Source organism: Microbacterium sediminis (assembly GCF_004564075.1).
GTDB lineage: Bacteria > Actinomycetota > Actinomycetes > Actinomycetales > Microbacteriaceae > Microbacterium > Microbacterium sediminis.
Genome location: NZ_CP038256.1, coordinates 210,055 through 227,105, shown reverse-complemented (window position 1 = coordinate 227,105; position 17,051 = coordinate 210,055). Strand labels below are relative to the sequence as shown.

18 protein-coding genes are annotated in these 17,051 nt (G+C 71.9%); all 18 read right to left on the bottom strand.

The window, feature by feature from the left end; translation table 11 throughout:
- Window positions 1–2 precede the first annotated feature (2 nt).
- Entirely contained in the window at window positions 3–1,970 is a 1,968-nt protein-coding gene (locus tag E3O41_RS01115; RefSeq protein WP_135011825.1) for a bifunctional copper resistance protein CopD/cytochrome c oxidase assembly protein, read from the bottom strand.
- Between the two features lie 367 nt (window positions 1,971–2,337).
- Complete coding sequence (locus E3O41_RS01110) at window positions 2,338–2,625, bottom strand: HU family DNA-binding protein (RefSeq protein ID WP_135011823.1); 288 nt, start codon at window positions 2,623–2,625, stop codon at window positions 2,338–2,340.
- Between the two features lie 248 nt (window positions 2,626–2,873).
- Window positions 2,874–4,220, bottom strand: a complete 1,347-nt coding sequence (locus E3O41_RS01105; RefSeq protein WP_135011821.1) for an MFS transporter — start codon at window positions 4,218–4,220, stop codon at window positions 2,874–2,876.
- Between the two features lie 93 nt (window positions 4,221–4,313).
- On the bottom strand, window positions 4,314–5,444 hold the full coding sequence (locus E3O41_RS01100) for an alpha/beta hydrolase (RefSeq protein WP_067026511.1): 1,131 nt from the start codon (window positions 5,442–5,444) through the stop codon (window positions 4,314–4,316).
- A gap of 82 nt (window positions 5,445–5,526) precedes the next feature.
- On the bottom strand, window positions 5,527–5,832 hold the full coding sequence (gene rpsN / locus E3O41_RS01095) for a 30S ribosomal protein S14 (protein ID WP_067026509.1): 306 nt from the start codon (window positions 5,830–5,832) through the stop codon (window positions 5,527–5,529).
- 3 nt (window positions 5,833–5,835) lie between these two features.
- Entirely contained in the window at window positions 5,836–6,006 is a 171-nt protein-coding gene (rpmG, locus tag E3O41_RS01090; RefSeq protein WP_067026508.1) for a 50S ribosomal protein L33, read from the bottom strand.
- Window positions 6,006–6,242: a 50S ribosomal protein L28 gene (rpmB, locus tag E3O41_RS01085; protein WP_067026506.1), complete on the bottom strand. Its 237-nt coding sequence runs from the start codon at window positions 6,240–6,242 to the stop codon at window positions 6,006–6,008. Before rpmB ends, rpmG begins: the two co-directional genes overlap by 1 nt.
- 144 nt (window positions 6,243–6,386) lie before the next feature.
- Complete coding sequence (locus E3O41_RS01080) at window positions 6,387–7,067, bottom strand: DNA-3-methyladenine glycosylase (RefSeq protein WP_067026771.1); 681 nt, start codon at window positions 7,065–7,067, stop codon at window positions 6,387–6,389.
- The gene (locus E3O41_RS01075; protein ID WP_067026504.1) at window positions 7,064–8,470 is read right to left on the bottom strand and encodes a hypothetical protein; all 1,407 of its coding nucleotides are present in this window, start codon (window positions 8,468–8,470) and stop codon (window positions 7,064–7,066) included. Before E3O41_RS01075 ends, E3O41_RS01080 begins: the two co-directional genes overlap by 4 nt.
- A complete protein-coding gene (locus tag E3O41_RS01070) occupies window positions 8,460–9,218 on the bottom strand; it encodes a TIGR03943 family putative permease subunit (protein ID WP_179954882.1) in 759 nt (252 codons plus the stop codon). The genes E3O41_RS01075 and E3O41_RS01070 overlap by 11 nt, the downstream gene beginning before the upstream one ends.
- Window positions 9,211–10,221: a permease gene (locus E3O41_RS01065; RefSeq protein ID WP_240482383.1), complete on the bottom strand. Its 1,011-nt coding sequence runs from the start codon at window positions 10,219–10,221 to the stop codon at window positions 9,211–9,213. The genes E3O41_RS01070 and E3O41_RS01065 overlap by 8 nt, the downstream gene beginning before the upstream one ends.
- Window positions 10,222–10,273: 52 nt before the next feature.
- Window positions 10,274–10,666 (bottom strand): Fur family transcriptional regulator, encoded by a 393-nt coding sequence (locus E3O41_RS01060; RefSeq protein ID WP_067026500.1) that lies wholly within the window; start codon window positions 10,664–10,666, stop codon window positions 10,274–10,276.
- 9 nt (window positions 10,667–10,675) lie between these two features.
- Complete coding sequence (locus E3O41_RS01055; protein ID WP_067026498.1) at window positions 10,676–11,563, bottom strand: metal ABC transporter permease; 888 nt, start codon at window positions 11,561–11,563, stop codon at window positions 10,676–10,678.
- Complete coding sequence (locus tag E3O41_RS01050) at window positions 11,560–12,375, bottom strand: metal ABC transporter ATP-binding protein (RefSeq protein ID WP_067026496.1); 816 nt, start codon at window positions 12,373–12,375, stop codon at window positions 11,560–11,562. Before E3O41_RS01050 ends, E3O41_RS01055 begins: the two co-directional genes overlap by 4 nt.
- 110 nt (window positions 12,376–12,485) lie before the next feature.
- Window positions 12,486–13,472 carry a metal ABC transporter solute-binding protein, Zn/Mn family gene (locus tag E3O41_RS01045; RefSeq protein WP_179954881.1) on the bottom strand — a complete coding sequence of 329 codons (987 nt, stop codon included), beginning with the start codon at window positions 13,470–13,472 and terminating at the stop codon, window positions 12,486–12,488.
- Window positions 13,473–13,524: 52 nt separating this feature from the next.
- Window positions 13,525–14,820: a dihydrolipoamide acetyltransferase family protein gene (locus tag E3O41_RS01040; protein ID WP_067026493.1), complete on the bottom strand. Its 1,296-nt coding sequence runs from the start codon at window positions 14,818–14,820 to the stop codon at window positions 13,525–13,527.
- 16 nt (window positions 14,821–14,836) lie between these two features.
- Window positions 14,837–15,802, bottom strand: coding sequence for an alpha-ketoacid dehydrogenase subunit beta (locus tag E3O41_RS01035; protein WP_067026765.1), 966 nt, complete (start codon window positions 15,800–15,802; stop codon window positions 14,837–14,839).
- Between the two features lie 11 nt (window positions 15,803–15,813).
- Window positions 15,814–16,953, bottom strand: a complete 1,140-nt coding sequence (locus tag E3O41_RS01030) for a thiamine pyrophosphate-dependent enzyme (protein ID WP_244927253.1) — start codon at window positions 16,951–16,953, stop codon at window positions 15,814–15,816.
- Window positions 16,954–17,051 lie beyond the last annotated feature (98 nt).

Below are 17,051 nucleotides of genomic sequence, written 5' to 3'. Positions count from 1 at the left end.
ACTCAGACCCCGGCGCGGCGGTCGCGCTCGGCGAGGGCCGCGAGGCGCGCGTTGTAGGCGTCGAGCTCGGCATCGCCCGTGCGGTCGGCGTGGCGATCGCGGCGGCGCTGCTGCCGCTCGTCGCTGCGGCTCCACTGGATCGCCACGGTGATCGCGGTGATGAGCGTGGGGATCTCGCCGATCGACCACGCGATGCCGCCGCCCGCGTACTGGTCCTCGAGCGGCGTCGCGCCCCACGTGCGGCCCATGGCGCCGTACCACTCGGCCACCATGAGTCCGCTCTGGCTCATGATCGCGATGCCGAAGAACGCGTGCATCGCCATGACGACGATGAGCGTCACCAGCCGGCCGGCGTGCGGCAGCCGGTACGGCACGGGATCGATCCCCACGAGCGACATGACGAACAGGTAGCCCGAGATGAGGAAGTGGGTGACCATCCACTCGTGGCCCAGGTGGTCGTACAGGCTCCAGCGGAACAGCTCGCTGAAGTAGAACAGCCACAGCGATCCGATGAAGATCCCGGCGGCGACGAGCGGGTGCGTCAGCACCTTCGCGACGGGGTTGTGCACGATCCACAGGATCCACTCGCGTCCGCCGCGGGAGCCGTCCTCGCGCTTCGGGATCGCGCGCGCGGCGAGCGTCACGGGCGCGCCGGGCACGAGCAGCAGCGGGATCGCCATGCTCAGCAGCATGTGCATGAGCATGTGCATGCTGAAGAGCGTGTGGCCGTAGGCGTTGAGCGCGCCGTTGGTCACCCACACGAGCAGGAGCATGCCCAGCACCCACAGCACCGTGCGGTAGACCGGCCAGTGATCGCCCCGTCGGCGCAGGCGCCACACGCCCGCCAGGTACAGCGCGATGCCGAAGGCCCCCGCCAGCAGCCACAGCGGATCGATGTCCCACTCGGTCAGCAGGCGGATGGGCGTGAGCTCGGGGGGCAGCGGCTCGCCGGTGAGGATCTCGGCGGGCGTCTGGGCGGTGGGCGGCTCCTCGCCGACGGGCGGCGCCGAGCGCGCGAGCGCCGCGGCCGCCCCGGACGCGATGCCCATGAGCGCCAGCTCGAGCGTGACCACCCGCCAGAAGACGCCGCTGGTGTGGGTGGCGATGAGGCGGAGCCGGTACCAGGCGCCGAGCAGGCCCATCGCGATGAGTGCGACGATCTTGACGCTCAGCACGACGCCGTAGGGCGTGGTCACGAGCTCGAGCGGCGAGGCGATCGCCGCGAGCGAGCGCAGCACGCCGCTGGCCGCGACGACGACGAAGGCCGCGAGCGCGATGGTCGAATAGCGCTCCAGCACGGTACGCACCCGATCGCCGGCGAGCACGGGCCGCACGACGACGATGAGCACGAGGCCGCCCAGCCAGACCGCGGCGCCGAGGATGTGGATCGCGAGCGCGGTCACGACGAGGCCGTGGCTGGCGAGGTCGCCCGAGTGGCCCTGCGTCGCCATGGGGATGAGCGAGGCGGCGGCCAGGATCGCGGTGACGAGCGTGGGGATCCAGCCGCGGACGGCGAAGGCCAGCACGGTGACGGCCGCGGCGGCGATCGTCGTGAGCAGCCAGGCGCGGCCGAGCTCGGTGTCGACGAGGAAGCGGCCCAGCTGGGCACCGAACTCCGGGCCCGCGCTGAGCTGCGGGTTGAACACCGAGAGGAAGGTGAAGAACGTGACGGTGCCGCTGGCGACCGTGAAGACCGCGGCGCCGATCGACGCCGTGTCCAGCGCGACGTCGAACTCGCGCTCGCCCGCGCGCAGCGCCCACAGCGCCACGACGAGCGCCCCGATCATCGCCGCCGCCGAGAGGTTGACGAGGAGCTTCGCGACCGGCAGACCCCAGCGGATGACGGGCCCGGGGTCGCCGACCGTGAGGGGATCCGCTCCGCCGGCGAACGCGAGCGCCCAGACCGCCGCCGCGAGCGCCGCGAGGACGAGGATCGCCGGGCCGGCAGCTCGAAGGAGGCGGGGAGTCACCCGATCAGCCTATTTCCCGGCACCTGAACGCCGGCGATGCGCGGTTGCGGCCCGTGGTCTCGACTCCGCGGCTGCGCCGCTGCGCTCGACCCGTCTCCGCTCCGGCGCTTCGCGCCTCCGGTCGACGAGCCTGGGACCCGCGCGGGCGTCGGAGGTGCGACGCCCGTCGTCGGATCAGTGGGGCTGGCGTGAAGATCTGGGGCCAGTGTGGCGACATCCCTCCGCCCGATCCGACACCGGCGCAGCCGATCCGACGAACGGTGACCAACCACGGCTCCGACGGATCGAAACGAAGTCGGGAGCAGGGACGCGGGCCCGGGAACGCAAAAGGGCCGCCCCCGAAGGGACGGCCCTGCCGGACGCGGTCTTACTTGACGGCGGCCTTCAGCTTCGAGCCGGCGGTCACCTTGACGCGCTTGCCGGCCGGGATCTTGATCTCGGCGCCGGTCTGCGGGTTGCGGCCGGTGCGAGCGGCGGTCTCGACCTGCTCGAACGCGATCCAGCCGGGGATCGAGACCTTCGAGCCCTTGGCGACGGCCTCCGAGACGGTGGTGAAGAGCGCGTCGAGCACGCCCGAGACGGCGGCCTGGCTCTGACCGGTCGCGCTCGCGATGCTCGCAACGAGCTCGGTCTTGGTGATGTTCTTGTCGGCCATGTCATCCTCCAGCGGCGAAGGACGCCGCAGAACGTTGGTGTATTCAGCCGGAAACGGATGCCCCCGGGTGGTCGTTCGACCGCCTCGAATGTATCAACGGGGCCCGCCATTCCGCGGATTTTCGCGCTTTTTGGCGTAATCCGCGCGGCGTGTCGCCGGTCGCGCGTGACGGATGTGACGGATGAGCACTCCGAAAACCACTCCGCCCCTCGCGTGCGGCGCGAGGGGCAGAGCGAGGGAGCGATCGCTCAGACGGCGTCGGGTGCGACGGGGCGCCGGGTGAGCAGGAACACGGCGACGCCGCCGACGAGCAGCAGGCCTGCCGTGGTCGAGTACAGCGCGACGTTGGTCCAGCCGACGTCGATCAGCGAGCCGGCGGCGATCGGGGCGAGGATCGCCCCCGCGCGCCCCACGCCGAGCGCCGCGCCCACGCCGGTCGCGCGGGCGAAGGTGCCGTACCGGGTCGGGGCGACCGCGTACAGGCCGGCGACGCAGCCGTTGACGAGCATGCCGACCACGACGCCGAGCACGAACGCGAGCACGAGGATCGACGTGGTGAGCACGAACGCGATGATCGCGATCGCCGAGAGCCCGAGGAAGCCGAGCAGCAGCTTCTCGCGATCGATCCGGGCGGCGCCGACGCCGTAGAGCACCGAGCCCAGCGCCCCGCCGATGGCGAGCATCATGCCGATGATCACGCCCTGCTCGGCGGTCATGCCCGCGTCGACCATGAGGCGCGGCGTCCACGAGTTGACGAAGTAGAAGCCGAACATCACGGTGAAGAACGCCAGCCACAGCAGCAGCGTCACGGTGGCGGCACCGCCGCCGAAGATGCCCTTGAGGCCGGCGTGGGTGCCCTCCGTGGCCGCGCTGCGCTCGGCGACGACCGAGGCGCGCGCCGGGTCGAAGCCCACACGGCGGGCGATGCGGGCCAGGGCCTTGTCCGACCCGGGGCGGCGCGTGAGGAACTGCACCGACTCGGGCAGCACGAGGACGAGGATCACCAGCAGCACGGTGCTCGCGAGGGCGCCGGCGAGGAACACCGCGCGCCAGCCGAAGTCGGCCTGCAGCCCGTTGGCGGCGATGCCGCCCGCGAAGGCGCCGACCCCGTAGCCGGCGGCGTAGATACCGATCGCGAGGCCGCGCCAGCGGTTGGAGGCGAACTCGGCGCTGATCACGGTGATGCTCGTGAGGATGCCGCCGACGCCGAGGCCGGTCAGCACGCGCCAGATGCCGAGCTGGGTCACGTCGGTGGCGCTGGCGGCGAGGTACATGCCGAGCGTCGCGAGCGCGGTGGAGCCCAGCACGGTCCAGCGGCGGCCGATGAGATCGGCGATGCGGCCGATCGCGATCGATCCGATCGCCATGCCGATCAGCGTGGCGCTGATGACGACGCCGAGCTCGGTGCCGGTGAGGCCGAACTCCTCCTCGACCCGCACCGACACGAACGACATCGAGGCCACGTCGAAGCCATCGAGGGCGTTCAGCAGCACGGCGCAGGCGACGATGAGCCATTGGTACAGCGACATCGGCGCGCGCTCGAGGTGATCGCGCAGGTCACGGGCGGGGGCGGTGGGGGTGACAGTCGTCGTCATCGGTGTTCGTATCCTTCATCGGCTACAGGCGGCATTGCCACGCGTCAGCATAGGCGAGGTTTCCCTATGCCGGTAGCCCTATGCAGGTAGGGATCAGGCGTGGAGGCTGCGCAGCGCCGTCACGACGTCGGCCTGCCAGCGGCGCGCGGTCGGCACGACCGCGGTGTAGATCGCGCCGTCGTGCACCATGCCCTGATACTGCACCGCGGTGGCCTCCACCCCGGCCGCCCGCAGCGCCGCCGCGTACGCCGCGCCCTCGCCGCGCAGCGGGTCGTACTCGGCGGTGAAGATCGCGGCGGGCGGCAGCCCGGCCAGCGAGGCGGCGAGGATCGGCGAGGCGAGCGGGTTCTTGGCGTCGCGGCGGTGCGGCAGGTACGTGCGCGACACCGAGATGAGCTCCCGCGCCATGATCGGCATCGGGATGCCCAGGGCGCGCGAGGCCGCGAAGTCGATGTGCCGCCCCGTGAGGTCCACAACCGGGACCTCGAGCAGCTGCAGCCGGATCGGCAGGCCGTCGCGATCGCGGTTGGCCAGCGCCACGGCCGCGGCGATGTTGCCGCCGGCCGAGGTGCCGCCCACCGCGATCCGCTCGCGGTCGATGCCGAGCGCGGTCGCCCGATCGAACAGCCAGCGCAGCGCGGCGACGCCCTGCTCCACGGGCGTGGGGAACTTGTGCTCCGGGGCGAGGGCATAGTCGACGGCCACGATCGCCACGCGGGCGTCGGCGGCCCTGCGGCGGTTGGCCGCGTCGGTCGTGGCGTAGTCGATCCCGCCGATCCGGAAGGCCCCGCCGAAGAACATCAGGCACGCGGGGATCGGTCCCTCGGCCGCGATGTCCCACGCGTCGGCCGGGTAGTACACGCGCACGCGCACGTCCGGGTAGCCGTCGACGGGGACGACGTGCTCCTCCGCGCGGACCTTGGGCCCGGGCGTGCCCGAGCGCGCCAGTTCCTTGCGATCCCAGGCCCTGGCCTGGCGCCGGTGCACCGCGCGCTTCTGCGACGGGTGCGGCTCGTGCGCGCGGATCGCGTCGCGGGTGTCCTCGCGCGCCCCGCGCCGGGCGCGGTCCTTCTCGGCGCTGGTGGCCGAGCGCACGCCCTCGTCGGCGGCGGGCCGCATGAACCACGGCCAGCCCAGGCGCGACTTCAGTCGCTGGGTCGCCTGCCGGAACCAGTGCCTGCGGTCGCTGCGCAGTCGGTCCGCGAAGAACGGGTCGAGCGGCATGATCCGATCGTATCCGCCGGGCGGCATGCGAAAGGGCGGGACCTCCCGAAGGAGATCCCGCCCTGGGCGTCTGGTGTGGTGCTTACCAGGACGACTTGGTCACACCGGGCAGCTCGCCACGGTGGGCCATGTCGCGGAAGCGCACACGCGAGATGCCGAACTTCGTCAGCACACCGCGGGGGCGACCGTCGATGGCGTCGCGCGAGCGCACGCGCACCGGCGAGGCGTTGCGGGGCAGCTTCTGCAGGCCCACGCGGGCGGCCTCGCGCTCGTCGTCCGAAGCGTTCGGGTCGACGAGGGTCTTCTTCAGCTGAGCGCGCTGCTCGGCGTAGCGGGCCACGACCGCCTTGCGCTGCTCGTTACGCGCGATCTTGCTCTTCTTAGCCATGGATCAACGCTCCTCTCGGAACTCGACGTGCTTGCGGACGACCGGGTCGTACTTCTTGAGCACGAGGCGGTCGGGGTTGTTGCGGCGGTTCTTCTTGGTCACGTAGGTGTAGCCCGTGCCCGCGGTCGAACGCAGCTTGATGATCGGACGGATGTCCTGAGCCTTCTTGGCCATTAGAGCTTCACACCCTTCGCGATCAGGTCCTTGACGACCGACTCGATGCCGCGGACGTCGATCACCTTGATGCCCTTGGCCGAGACGTTCAGCGTGACCTTACGGCCGAGCGACGGAACGTAGTACGTCTTCTTCTGCACGTTCGGGTCGAAGCGACGCTTCGTCCGTCGGTGCGAGTGCGAAATGTTGTGACCGAATCCAGGCGTGGCGCCGGTCACCTGGCACACAGCAGCCATGGTTCACTCTCCTTCAATACCGTGGCCCCGGACGGGACCACCCAAGATCTCTTGTCTGCACATGCCTCACCCGCCCTCGCGGGCTGTGTTCAGGTGGGGAATGCACGAACTACGCGCAGGAGTGCACGCAGACAAACGTCAATACTAGCACGGCCCCGCGGCCTCGACCGCCCCGCGTCCCGGGCGGAAGGCCGACACGGTGGGATCCCCGGCGATCCAGAACCGCCACGGGTACGCCGAGGTGCCGGCCACGCCCGCCACGCCCACGCGCGGACCGGCCGCGGGATCGGCCACAGGTTCGGCGGCGAGCTCGAGCCGCGCGACCGCGCCGCCGAGCTCGGCACCCCCGATCGCGTCGATGCCGTCGTGCAGCGGATGGCGCAGGCCGATGGCGTCGCCGAGGCGCCCGGGGCCGCGCGCGAGGTCGCGGTCGCTGCGCACGACGCCGCGCACGGTGCGGCGTCGGCGGGCGATGTCGGCGCCGCCGATGATCTCGCCCGCCCGCAGCAGGCAGCCGTCGCCGCGCCCCTCGGGGCCGCAGACGACGTTGACGCACGAGTGGATGCCGTGGCTGAGGTACACGTACAGGTGACCGGGCTCGCCCCACATCGTCGCGTTGCGCGCCGTGCGCCCCATGCGGGCGTGCGAGCCGGGGTCGGGGACCGCCCCCGAGCCGGCGCCGTGATACGCCTCCACCTCGGTGATGCGCACGGCCACCGTCTCGCCGGCGATCGTGGTGGTCAGCACGGCGCCCAGCAGCCGCGGGGCCACCTCGACGGCGAGCGGCAGCAGGTCGTCGCGCGTGGCCGGGCGCAGCCCACTCACCACGGCCCCACCGCGCACCACGAGATGTCGAAGCCGTCGAACGTCGCCACCTCGTCGCCCGTGGCGACCTCGACGATCCGCGTCTCGAGCGTCTGCGGCACCGGCTGCGCGCCCGAGTCGTAGGGGTTGCCCACGAGGTTCGGCGCCACGACGGCGGCGGCGTACTGGCCGCTCGGCGAGACGCACACCTGCTGCAGCACGTCGGGCGCCGACACCTCGGTGAGCGTGCGGGCCTCGCCGTCGGCGGTGACGTGCGCGATCGCCGCGCCCGTGGGCAGGCCGTCGTCGCCGAGGAGGGTGTACCGGCGGACCGTGTCGCCGTCGGGGAGCGGCGCGACGAACGCCAGCTGCCCGGGGCTGGGATCCGGCTCGACGATCGGCTGCTCCTCCCCCGTGGCCAGGTCGAGCGAGACCACGCCCGCATCGATCCGCTCCACGATCGCCGTGTAGGTGCCGCGGGTGACCGCGTCGATCGTGAGCGCGTTGCCGAGGAAGGCCGGCTCGGCACCGTCGGGCTCGACGAGGATGAGCTCGCCGTCGAAGTCGATCATCAGCAGCGCCGAGGAGTCCGGCACGAAGCGCCAGCGGTCGACGCTCGGCGCCTCCCCGCCCACCTCGATCGGCGTCGGCTCGGCCGACGGATCCCGCAGCGACGACAGGTGCAGCACCGACTGCATGCCCGCGTCGCCGTTCGCGTCGGGGATGTCGGAGTAGGTGTAGCCGATCGTGCCGCCCCGCTCCGACACCTGCAGGCTCGTGACGATCCCGTCGCCGGGCAGCGTCACGTCGCGCGGATCGGAGCCGTCGCGATCGGTGACGATCAGCCGGGCGTGCCCGTCCTCGCGCACCGACACGACGATCGCGTCGCTCGTGGCCCGGAAGTCGTCGATCTCGGGGTGCGAGAGCACCGCGACCCGCTCGCCGTCGAGGCTCTCGCGGTAGATCGTGTCGTCGCCCTGCTCGCTGCGCTCCAGCATCAGCACCTGGGCGACCGGCGTGACGAACGACGTCTCGAGCGTCGTCGCCGGCCCGCCGCCGATCCCGCGCACGTCCGCCACGCGGACGCGGTACTCGGTCTCGGCGTCGAGCGGCGCGGTGAACCGGATGCCGATCCCGCGGCCCGCGGCCTCCACCGTGTGGGCCGCGGCGGGTTCGACCGTGACCTGCGACGGATCGATCTCGGCGAGTGCCTGGTTCGCCGTGAGGATCACGCGGCTGCCGGCCACGTCGATCGCCGCCGCCGGGTCGACCTGCGCGTCGCTCAGCCGCGGCCCCTGCAGCAGGCTCACGGCGCTGCCGCCGCCGACGAGCACCGCGAGCGCGCCCACCACCGCGACGAAGGCGACCGCGAACCGCCGCCGCCCCGAGCGCAGGCGCGTGGCCCGCCGCGAGTCAGTACTCATACGGGTCCTCGGGCTCGGGCACGGGGGTGACCGACGTCGGCTCGATCACGAGCTCGCCGTCGGCGCCGGCCGAGACCACGCCGGCCACCTCGATCCACTCCCCCACGGGGAAATCGCCGTCCACCGCCGCGACCGGGAGCGTGGCCGGCTGCGCGTCGATCACGCAGTGCGTGATGACGAGGCGTCCGAGCCGGATGCCATCCTCCCCGTCGTCGGCCGGCGTCACGAACCCGGTCAGCGTCACCTCCGCGCCGTCGAACGCGTCGGGGCTCGTCGCCCGCGCGAACACCGCGGCCCAGTCGCCCACGCCGAATCCGCTCGTGTCCGACCCCGCGGCGAGCACGACGTCGTCGGCCCCCGCGAACAGCGGCGGCGTGCCCGTGTCGCGCTCCATCGCCAGCTCGACCGACAACGACGCCGGCGGCAGGAGGATCGCCCCCGCGGCCACGCCCGTCGCCAGCACGCCGCCGACCACCCCGACGGCGAGCGAGCCGCGGCCCGGCTCGTGGTGATGCGCGTGCTCGTCGGCGCCGTGCCCGTGATCGTCCTCGGCACCCAGCGGCAGCGCGAACGAGGCGATCGAGCCGGCGAGCACCACCACGGCCATGCCGACGGCGAACCAGGACTGCGCGGGGTTGATGTACAGCGCGAGCCGGTCGGTGGCCCACAGGCCGAGCGTGACCACCGCCAGGACCGAGGCGAGTCCCGCCCCGAGCCAGCGCGTGCCGATCGATCCCGCCCTACGCAACGAGGTTCACCCCGATCCCGATCGCGAAGGCCGCCAGCACGACCACGACGACGATGCCGGCCAGCACGCGCCACGTGAAGGTGGTGCGCAGCAGCGCCAGCATCTTCACGTCGACGAGGGGGCCCACGAGCAGGAACGCCACGAGCGAGCCGGGCGAGAAGGTCGACGCGAACGACAGCGCGAAGAACGCGTCGACGTTCGAGCAGATCGCCACGGTCACGGCCAGCAGCACCATCGCGGCGATCGAGAGCACCGGGTTGGACCCGATCGCGACGAGCGCGTCGCGCGGCACGAGCACCTGCACGGCGCCCGCGACGGCCGACCCGATGATGAGCGCGGGCATCACGGCGCGCAGCTCCACGACGAACTGCGCGAGGCTGCGCCGGGCGCGCGATCCCGTCTCGCCCACGACGATCTCGCACGTCTGCGCGAACCGCTCGGTGAGCATGCGCTGCGGGTCCGGGTGGCGGCTGTACAGCCAGGCGATGAGGTTGGCGATCGCGTACCCGCCGAGCAGCCGGGCGACGAGGATCCCGTCGCTCCACCCGAACGCCTGGTGGGTGGTGAGGATCACGATCGGGTTCACGATCGGCGCCGCCACGAGGAAGGCGAGGGTGTCGGCGGGGCCGATTCCGCGCATCATGAGGCCGCGCGCGAACGGCACGTTGCCGCACTCGCAGACGGGGATGAACATGCCCACCAGCGACAGCACCGCGCGCCGGGCCCAGCCCGCGCGCGGCAGGATCCGCTCGATGACGCCGTCGGGCAGCCACACCTGCACCGCGATCGAGAGGATCACGCCGAGCGCGACGAACGGCAGGGCCTCGATGAGCACGCTCAGCGCGAGGGTGAGGCCGTCCTGCGCGCGCGTGGGCAGATCCGCCGAGAACAGGGCGGGCGCGAAGGCGTCGATGAGGAACAGAGCGACGACCGCGACGGCTCCGATGCCCAGCGGCAGGAGCACGCCGCCGCGGCGGCGGACCTCGGGGTGGATCGACGTCATCGCGCTCGGTGTGCCTTCGGTGTGCATCGACGGGCTCGGGCGAGCGGGCGGGTCACGCCTTCGCGGCGCAGTCCTGGCAGAGGCCGAAGATGTCGACGACGTGCTCGGCGTCGACGAAGCCGTGCGCGGCCGCGGTGTCGCGGGCCCACTGCTCGACGGCGGTCGCCTCGATCTCGACGGCCTTGCCGCACGAGCGGCAGATGAGGTGGTGGTGGTGGCCGGTGCTGCGGCACGCGCGATACAGCGCCTCGCCGTCGGGGCTCTGCAGCGAGTCGGCCTCGCCCGCGGCGGTGAGCCCGGCGAGGGTGCGGTAGACGGTGGCCAGGCCGATGCCCGTGTCCGCCTCCCGCAGGGACTGGTGCAGCGTCTGGGCGCTCACGAAGCCGTCGGCCTCGGCGAGCGCGCCGCGTACCCGCTCGCGCTGCCACGTGTTCCGCTGAGCCATGCGTCGATCCTATTCCGCGGGGTTCAGAGCCCGCTGGGTACGGCCGCGCACCGCCCGGTCGCGCGACCACGCGATCACCCGGCACACCACGTAGATGAGGAACGAGATCGAGGTGATGTACGGGCTCACCGGCAGCGTGCCGGCGATCGCCAGGAGAATGCCGCCCACGGCCGACACGAAGCCGAACAGCGCCGACAGCAGCGGCACCGACAGCGGCCCGTGCACGACCTTCATGGCGGCGGCGGCCGGGGTCACGAGCAGCGCCATCACGAGCAGCGCGCCGATGATGTGCACCGCCACGGCGACCACGAGCCCCATGAGGAGCATGAACAGCATGCTGATCGCCGTCGACGGCACGCCGCGGGCGGCGGCGGAGTCGGGGTCGAGCGAGTCGAACCGGAGCGGGTTCCACACGAGCACGAGCGCGACGAGCACGGCCACCGAGATCCCGATCAGCCAGCCGAGGTCCGGCGTGGTGACGGAGATGATCTGCCCGGTCAGCAGGCTGAACCGGTTGGCGCTGCGCCCCTCGTACAGCGACAGGAAGAGGATGCCCAGGCCCAGGCCGAACGGCATCAGCACGCCGACGATCGAGTTGCGATCCCGCGCCCGAGAGCCGAGCAGGCCGATCAGCAGCGCGGCGGCGACCGCACCGGCGAGCGACCCCGCGACGACCGATCCCCCGAACAGCAGCGCGGCGGCGGCGCCCGCGAACGACAGCTCGCTCACGCCGTGGACGGCGAACGCCATGTCGCGCTGCATGATGAAGATGCCGATCAGCCCGCCCACGATGCCGAGCACGGCACCGGCGATGAGGGAGTTCGAGACGAGCGCGAGCAGCTTGTCGTAGTCCTGGAACGAGATGACGTCGCCCCAGTCGAGCGCGGGCCGGATCATGCGTGCGCCTCGTGGTCGTGCTCGTGCTCGTGGGCGTGATGCGGATCGGCGTCGGGGATGCCCACGACGACGAGCTGGCTGCCCGCGCGCAGCACGTGCACGGGCGCGCCGTACAGGTCGCTGAGCACGCTGGTCTGCAGCACCTCGGCCGGGGTGCCGAGCATGAACCGGCCGCCGGCGATGTAGAGGATGCGGTCGACCTTATTGAGGATCGGGTTCACGTCGTGCGTGACGAAGAGCACGGCGGCGCCCTTGGCCCGCTGCGCCTCGATGATCGCCGTGACCGCCTGCTGATTGGCGAGATCCAGGCTCGACAGCGGCTCGTCGCACAGCAGCAGGCGGGGATCGTCGGCGAGGGCCTGGCCCACCCGCAGCCGCTGCTGCTCGCCGCCGCTGAGACGACCCACGGGGCTGTCGGCGTAGCCGGTGGCGCCCACGGCCTCCAGCAGCGCGTCGACGCGGGCGCGCGCCCCGCGCGGCGGGATCGGCAGGCCGAAGCGGGCGCCGTTGATGCCGAGTCCCACGAGGTCACGGGCGCGCAGGCTCGTGTCGGCGGGGAAGGGCAGCTGCTGCGGGATGTAGCCGATGCGCCGGTTGCCGCGGCGCGCGGGCTGCCCGGCCACGCGGATCGACCCCTCGCTCAGCTCGCGCAGGCCCAGGATCGCGCGCATCAGCGTGGTCTTGCCCGAGCCGCTCGGGCCGAGCACGGCGATGAACTCGCCGGGGCGCACGTCGAGGTCGAGCCCGGACCACAGCTCGCGCCCTCGCAGCCGCAGCGCCGCGCCGCGGATCTCGAGCAGGGGATCGGTCATCCGACCAGCTTATCGGTGATTCTGATAACGGTTCTCGGAGCCCAAGTCCGCAAGTCTCTGCCGAATCCGGGCGTTCGGTGGCGCGGACTTGGCAGAGACTTGCGGATTCGTCAGGCCAGGGCGTCGGCGAGGGCGTCGATGTTGGCCTGCATCCAGGTGACGTAGGTCTCGCCGTCGGGCAGCGTCTCGCCGTACTCGACGATCGGCACGCCCGCCGCCTCCGCCGCGTCCAGCACCGCCTGCGTCTCGGGGCCGCCGGTCTGCGTGTTCGCGACGATCACGTCGACCTCACCACCCGAGATCGATTCGGTCGCCGCCAGGAGCGTGGCCGGCGCGACGTCCTGACCCTCCTCCACGGCCTCGGCGAAGCCCTCGGTCGTGATGTCGTCGAGTCCGGCCGCCGCGGCGAGGTATCCGCCCACGGGCTCGGTGAAGAACACCGTCTCGCCCTCGTGCGCGGCCGCGATCTCGTCGAGGCTCGTCTCGAGCCCCTCGATCTGCGCGATCAGCTCGGCGGCGTTCGCCTCGAAGGCCTCGACCTCGTCGGGCACGAGCTCCCCGACCTGCTCGGCGATCGCCTCGACGACGTGCACGATCGTGTGCGGGTCGTACCAGACGTGCTCGTTGAAGCCCTCGATGTGGTGGTGCTCGTGCTCGCCGTGCTCCTCGTCCTCGGCGTGCTCCTCGTCCTCGGCGCGCTCGTCTTCCGAGTGCTCCTCGCCCTCGGCGCCGGGGTAGTCGTGGTTGTACTCCACCGCGGTCACGACGTGCGCGACGCCGGCGGCGGCCACGGCGTCCTCCATGAAGTGGTCGTATCCGCCGCCGTTGAGGATCACGAGGTCAGCCTCGTCGACCGCGAGCTGGTCGCGCGCGCTCGCCTCGTACTCGTGCGGGTCCTGGGTGGCCGAGTCGATGATCGCGGTCACCTCGACCGCGTCGCCGACGACCGCGCTCGCAAGGTCGGCGTACACGCTCGTCGAGGCGACGATCGTCACGCCGCCGGACTCCGCGCCCTCCGCATCGGTTCCGGCACAGCCGGCGAGAGCGATCCCGGAGAGGGCGATGAGCGAGATCACGGGCAGCACACGACGGGTCATGCGAGAACCCTACGCGAACGATAACGGTTCTCAAAATCGCACATCCCGGCGATCAGTCGAGCAGCAGCGCGGGCTCCTCGAGGACGGCGGCGATGTCGGCGATGAAGCGGCTGATCTTGTCGCCGTCGACGATGCGGTGGTCGAACGAGCCGGACACGGTCGTGACCCACGCGGGGCGCACCTCGCCGTCGACGACCCACGGCTTCTGACGGATCGCCCCCATGGCCACTATTCCGGCCTCGCCGGGGTTGATGATCGGCGTGCCGGCGTCCATCCCGAACACGCCGATGTTCGTGATCGTGATCGTGCCGCCCTGCTGGTCCTCGGGCGTGGTCTTCCCGTCTCGCGCCGTCTGCGTGAGGTTCTGCAGGGCGACGGCGAGCTCGCGCATCGAGAGCGCGTGCGCGTCCTTGATGTTGGGCACGAGCAGGCCGCGCGGGGTCGCGGCCGCGATGCCGAGATTGACGTAGTTGCGCACGTGGATCTCAGCGCCCTGCTCGGTGTCGACCCACGCGGAGTTGATCTCGGGCGTGCGCTGCACGGCCCACAGCAGGGCCTTGGCGAACACGAGCAGCGGCGAGACGCGCACGTCGGCGAACTGCGGCTGCTGCTTGAGGCGCTTGACGAACTCCATCGTGCGGCTGGCGTCGACGTCGGTCCACACCGACACGTGCGGCGCGGTGTAGGCCGAGCCCACCATCGCGTTGGCGGTCGCCTTGCGCACGCCCTTGACGGGGATCGTCTCGTACCGGTCGTCGGTGCTCGCGGGCGCCACGGGGATGCGGCGCTCGCGCTCGGTCGGCCACTGCGGCGTCTCGAGGTTGCGGAACACCTTGGCCTGCTCGGCGTGCCGGAGCACGTCGTCGCGGGTGACCTCGCCGGCCGGGCCGCTCGCCGTCACATCGGCGAGGTCGATGCCCAGGTCGCGGGCGAGCTTGCGGATCGGGGGCTTGGCGACCACGCCGACCGACGACGCGACGGCGACCTCGTGCCGCGGCTTGCGGCGGCGGGTCTTGACCTCTCCCCCGGTGCCGTATCCCACGAGCACCGAACCGCCCGCGTCCGCCGCGGCGGGGGCCGGGTCGGAGGGCGCGGTGGGCGCCGGCTGGTCATCGGCGCCCGCGACCGCGAGGATCGGCGTGCCGACATCCACCGTGTCGCCCTCGGCGACGAGCAGCTCGGCCACCGTGCCGGCGTACGGCGACGGCAGCTCCACGAGCGACTTGGCGGTCTCGATCTCCGCGACCACGTCGTTGACGGCCACGGTGTCGCCGGGCTTGACGTGCCACTGGACGATCTCGGCCTCGGTCAGTCCCTCGCCCACGTCGGGCAGGTTGTACGTCTGCATCCGATTCCCTCCGAAATCAGTAGGCCAGGGCCCGGTCGACGGCCTCGAGCACGCGGTCGGCGTCGGGCAGGTACGTCCCCTCCAGCTTGGCGGGAGGGAACGGCACATCGAAACCGGACACCCGGATCACGGGCGCCTCGAGCGAGTAGAAGGCACGCTCGGTCACCGTGGCGGCGATCTCGCTGCCGACGCTGACGTGTCCGGGCGCCTCCTGCGCCACGACCATGCGGCCGGTCCGGCGCACCGAGTCGAGCAGCGGGCCGTAGTCGATCGGCGACAGCGAGCGCAGGTCGATCACCTCGCAGCTGGTGCCCTCGGCCTCGGCGAGCGCGGCCGCCTGCAGCAGCGTGGTGACCATCGCCCCGTGCCCCACGAGCGTGACGTCGCCGCCCTTGCGGACCACGCGGCTGCCGTGCAGCGGCATGGCGCGCGAGGCCAGGTCGATCTCGCCCTTGTGCCAGTAGCGCGACTTCGGCTCCATGAAGATCACGGGATCGTTCGAGGCGATCGCGTCCTGGATCATCCAGTAGGCGTCGTTGGGCGTCGACGGCGACACCACGCGCAGGCCGGGGGTGTGCGCGAAGTACGCCTCAGGGCTCTCCTGGTGGTGCTCGACGGCTCCGATGTGCCCGCCGTAAGGGATGCGGATGACGACCGGCAGCGACAGCGCGCCCTCGTGGCGATTGGTGAGCTTGGCCAGCTGCGTGGTGATCTGGTCGAAGGCCGGGAAGACGAAGCCGTCGAACTGGATCTCGACCACGGGGCGGAAGCCGCCCATCGCCAGGCCGATCGCCGTGCCGACGATGCCGGACTCGGCCAGGGGCGTGTCGAGCACGCGCCGCTCACCGAACGAGGCGAGCAGGCCCTCGGTCACGCGGAAGACGCCGCCGAGCCGGCCGATGTCCTCGCCCATCATGAGCACGCGGTCGCTGTCGGCCATCGCCTTGCGCAGGCCGGCGTTGAGCGCCTTGCCGAACGTCATCACCTCGACGGTCACTCGCCCGCTCCCTCGAACGACGCCTCATAGTCGGCCAGCCACGCCGCCTGCTCGGTCATGAGCGGATGCGGGTCGCTGTACACGTGCGCGAACATCGACTCCGGCGACGGGCCCTCCAGTGCGAGCGTGCGCACCCGGACGTCCTCGGCGAAGGCCGCGGCCTCGGCGTCGACGTCGGCGAAGAACGCGTCGGCCGCGCCGCGCGAGCGGAGGTAGACGCGCATGCGCTCGATCGGATCGCGCCGCGCCCAGCTCTCCTCCTCGTCGCTCGTGCGGTACTTCGTCGGGTCGTCGCTGGTGGTGTGGGCGCCCATGCGGTAGGTGACGGCCTCGATGGCGCGCGGTCCGTCGCCGGAGCGGGCGTCGTCGAGCGCGAGCCGGGTGACGGCGTAGCTCGCGAGCACGTCGTTGCCGTCGATGCGGATGCTCTCCATGCCGTAGCCGCGGGCGCGATCGGCCAGCGGCACCGGCGACTGGGTCGAGACGGGCACCGAGATCGCCCACTGGTTGTTCTGGAGGAAGAACACCTCGGGCGTGCGGTAGCTGTTGGCGAAGACCATCGCCTCGTGCACGTCGCCCTGGCTGGACGAGCCGTCGCCGTAGTAGACCATGACGGCCTCGTCGGCCTCGGCGTCTCCCGTGCCGGACTTGCCGTCGAAGGCGAGCCCCATCGCGAAGCCGGTCGCGTGCAGCGTCTGCGACCCGAGCACGAGCGTGTAGATGCGGGTGCGGCCGTTCTTGGGGTCCGTCGGGTCCCAGCCGCCGTGGCTCACGCCGCGCATGAGCTTAATGATGTCGACGGGATCGACGCCGCGGATCGTGCACACCACGTGCTCGCGGTACGACGGGAAGATGTGATCCTGCGGGCGCGCGGCGCGGGCCGATCCCACCTGGGCCGCCTCCTGGCCGTGCGACGGCGGCCAGAGCGCGAGCTGGCCCTGCCGCTGCAGCAGCGTCGCCTGGCGGTCGAACGCCCGCACGACCGCCATGTCGCGGTAGAACGTCTCGAGTGTCGCGTCGTCGAGGGCGTCGATCACCGGCAGGTACCGCTCCGCCGCCGCTGTGGGTGCGATCACGCCGTCGGCGCCGAGAATGCGCACGAGGCCGTCGTCTGTCTCATTCCACGCCGAGGTCACCGTCCCACGCTATGTCCGGGCGTCCGAAAGGGCGGTGCGGCACTCCCGACAACGCCTCCGCGAATCCGATGGTGGATTCCCACAGTCGTATGCGGCAG

Coding starts and splice junctions, on each gene's coding strand:
- E3O41_RS01035 (WP_067026765.1), bottom strand. CDS start 15,802: ATGACGTTCGGCAAGGCGCTCAACGCCGGCCTGCGCAAGGCGATGGCC.
- E3O41_RS01105 (WP_135011821.1), bottom strand. CDS start 4,220: ATGACGACGACTGTCACCCCCACCGCCCCCGCCCGTGACCTGCGCGAT.
- E3O41_RS01040 (WP_067026493.1), bottom strand. CDS start 14,820: ATGCAGACGTACAACCTGCCCGACGTGGGCGAGGGACTGACCGAGGCC.
- E3O41_RS01045 (WP_179954881.1), bottom strand. CDS start 13,472: ATGACCCGTCGTGTGCTGCCCGTGATCTCGCTCATCGCCCTCTCCGGG.
- rpsN (WP_067026509.1), bottom strand. CDS start 5,832: ATGGCTAAGAAGAGCAAGATCGCGCGTAACGAGCAGCGCAAGGCGGTC.
- E3O41_RS01055 (WP_067026498.1), bottom strand. CDS start 11,563: ATGATCCGGCCCGCGCTCGACTGGGGCGACGTCATCTCGTTCCAGGAC.
- rpmB (WP_067026506.1), bottom strand. CDS start 6,242: ATGGCTGCTGTGTGCCAGGTGACCGGCGCCACGCCTGGATTCGGTCAC.
- E3O41_RS01050 (WP_067026496.1), bottom strand. CDS start 12,375: ATGACCGATCCCCTGCTCGAGATCCGCGGCGCGGCGCTGCGGCTGCGA.
- E3O41_RS01075 (WP_067026504.1), bottom strand. CDS start 8,470: ATGAGTACTGACTCGCGGCGGGCCACGCGCCTGCGCTCGGGGCGGCGG.
- E3O41_RS01110 (WP_135011823.1), bottom strand. CDS start 2,625: ATGGCCGACAAGAACATCACCAAGACCGAGCTCGTTGCGAGCATCGCG.
- E3O41_RS01100 (WP_067026511.1), bottom strand. CDS start 5,444: ATGCCGCTCGACCCGTTCTTCGCGGACCGACTGCGCAGCGACCGCAGG.
- E3O41_RS01065 (WP_240482383.1), bottom strand. CDS start 10,221: ATGACGTCGATCCACCCCGAGGTCCGCCGCCGCGGCGGCGTGCTCCTG.
- E3O41_RS01060 (WP_067026500.1), bottom strand. CDS start 10,666: ATGGCTCAGCGGAACACGTGGCAGCGCGAGCGGGTACGCGGCGCGCTC.
- rpmG (WP_067026508.1), bottom strand. CDS start 6,006: ATGGCCAAGAAGGCTCAGGACATCCGTCCGATCATCAAGCTGCGTTCG.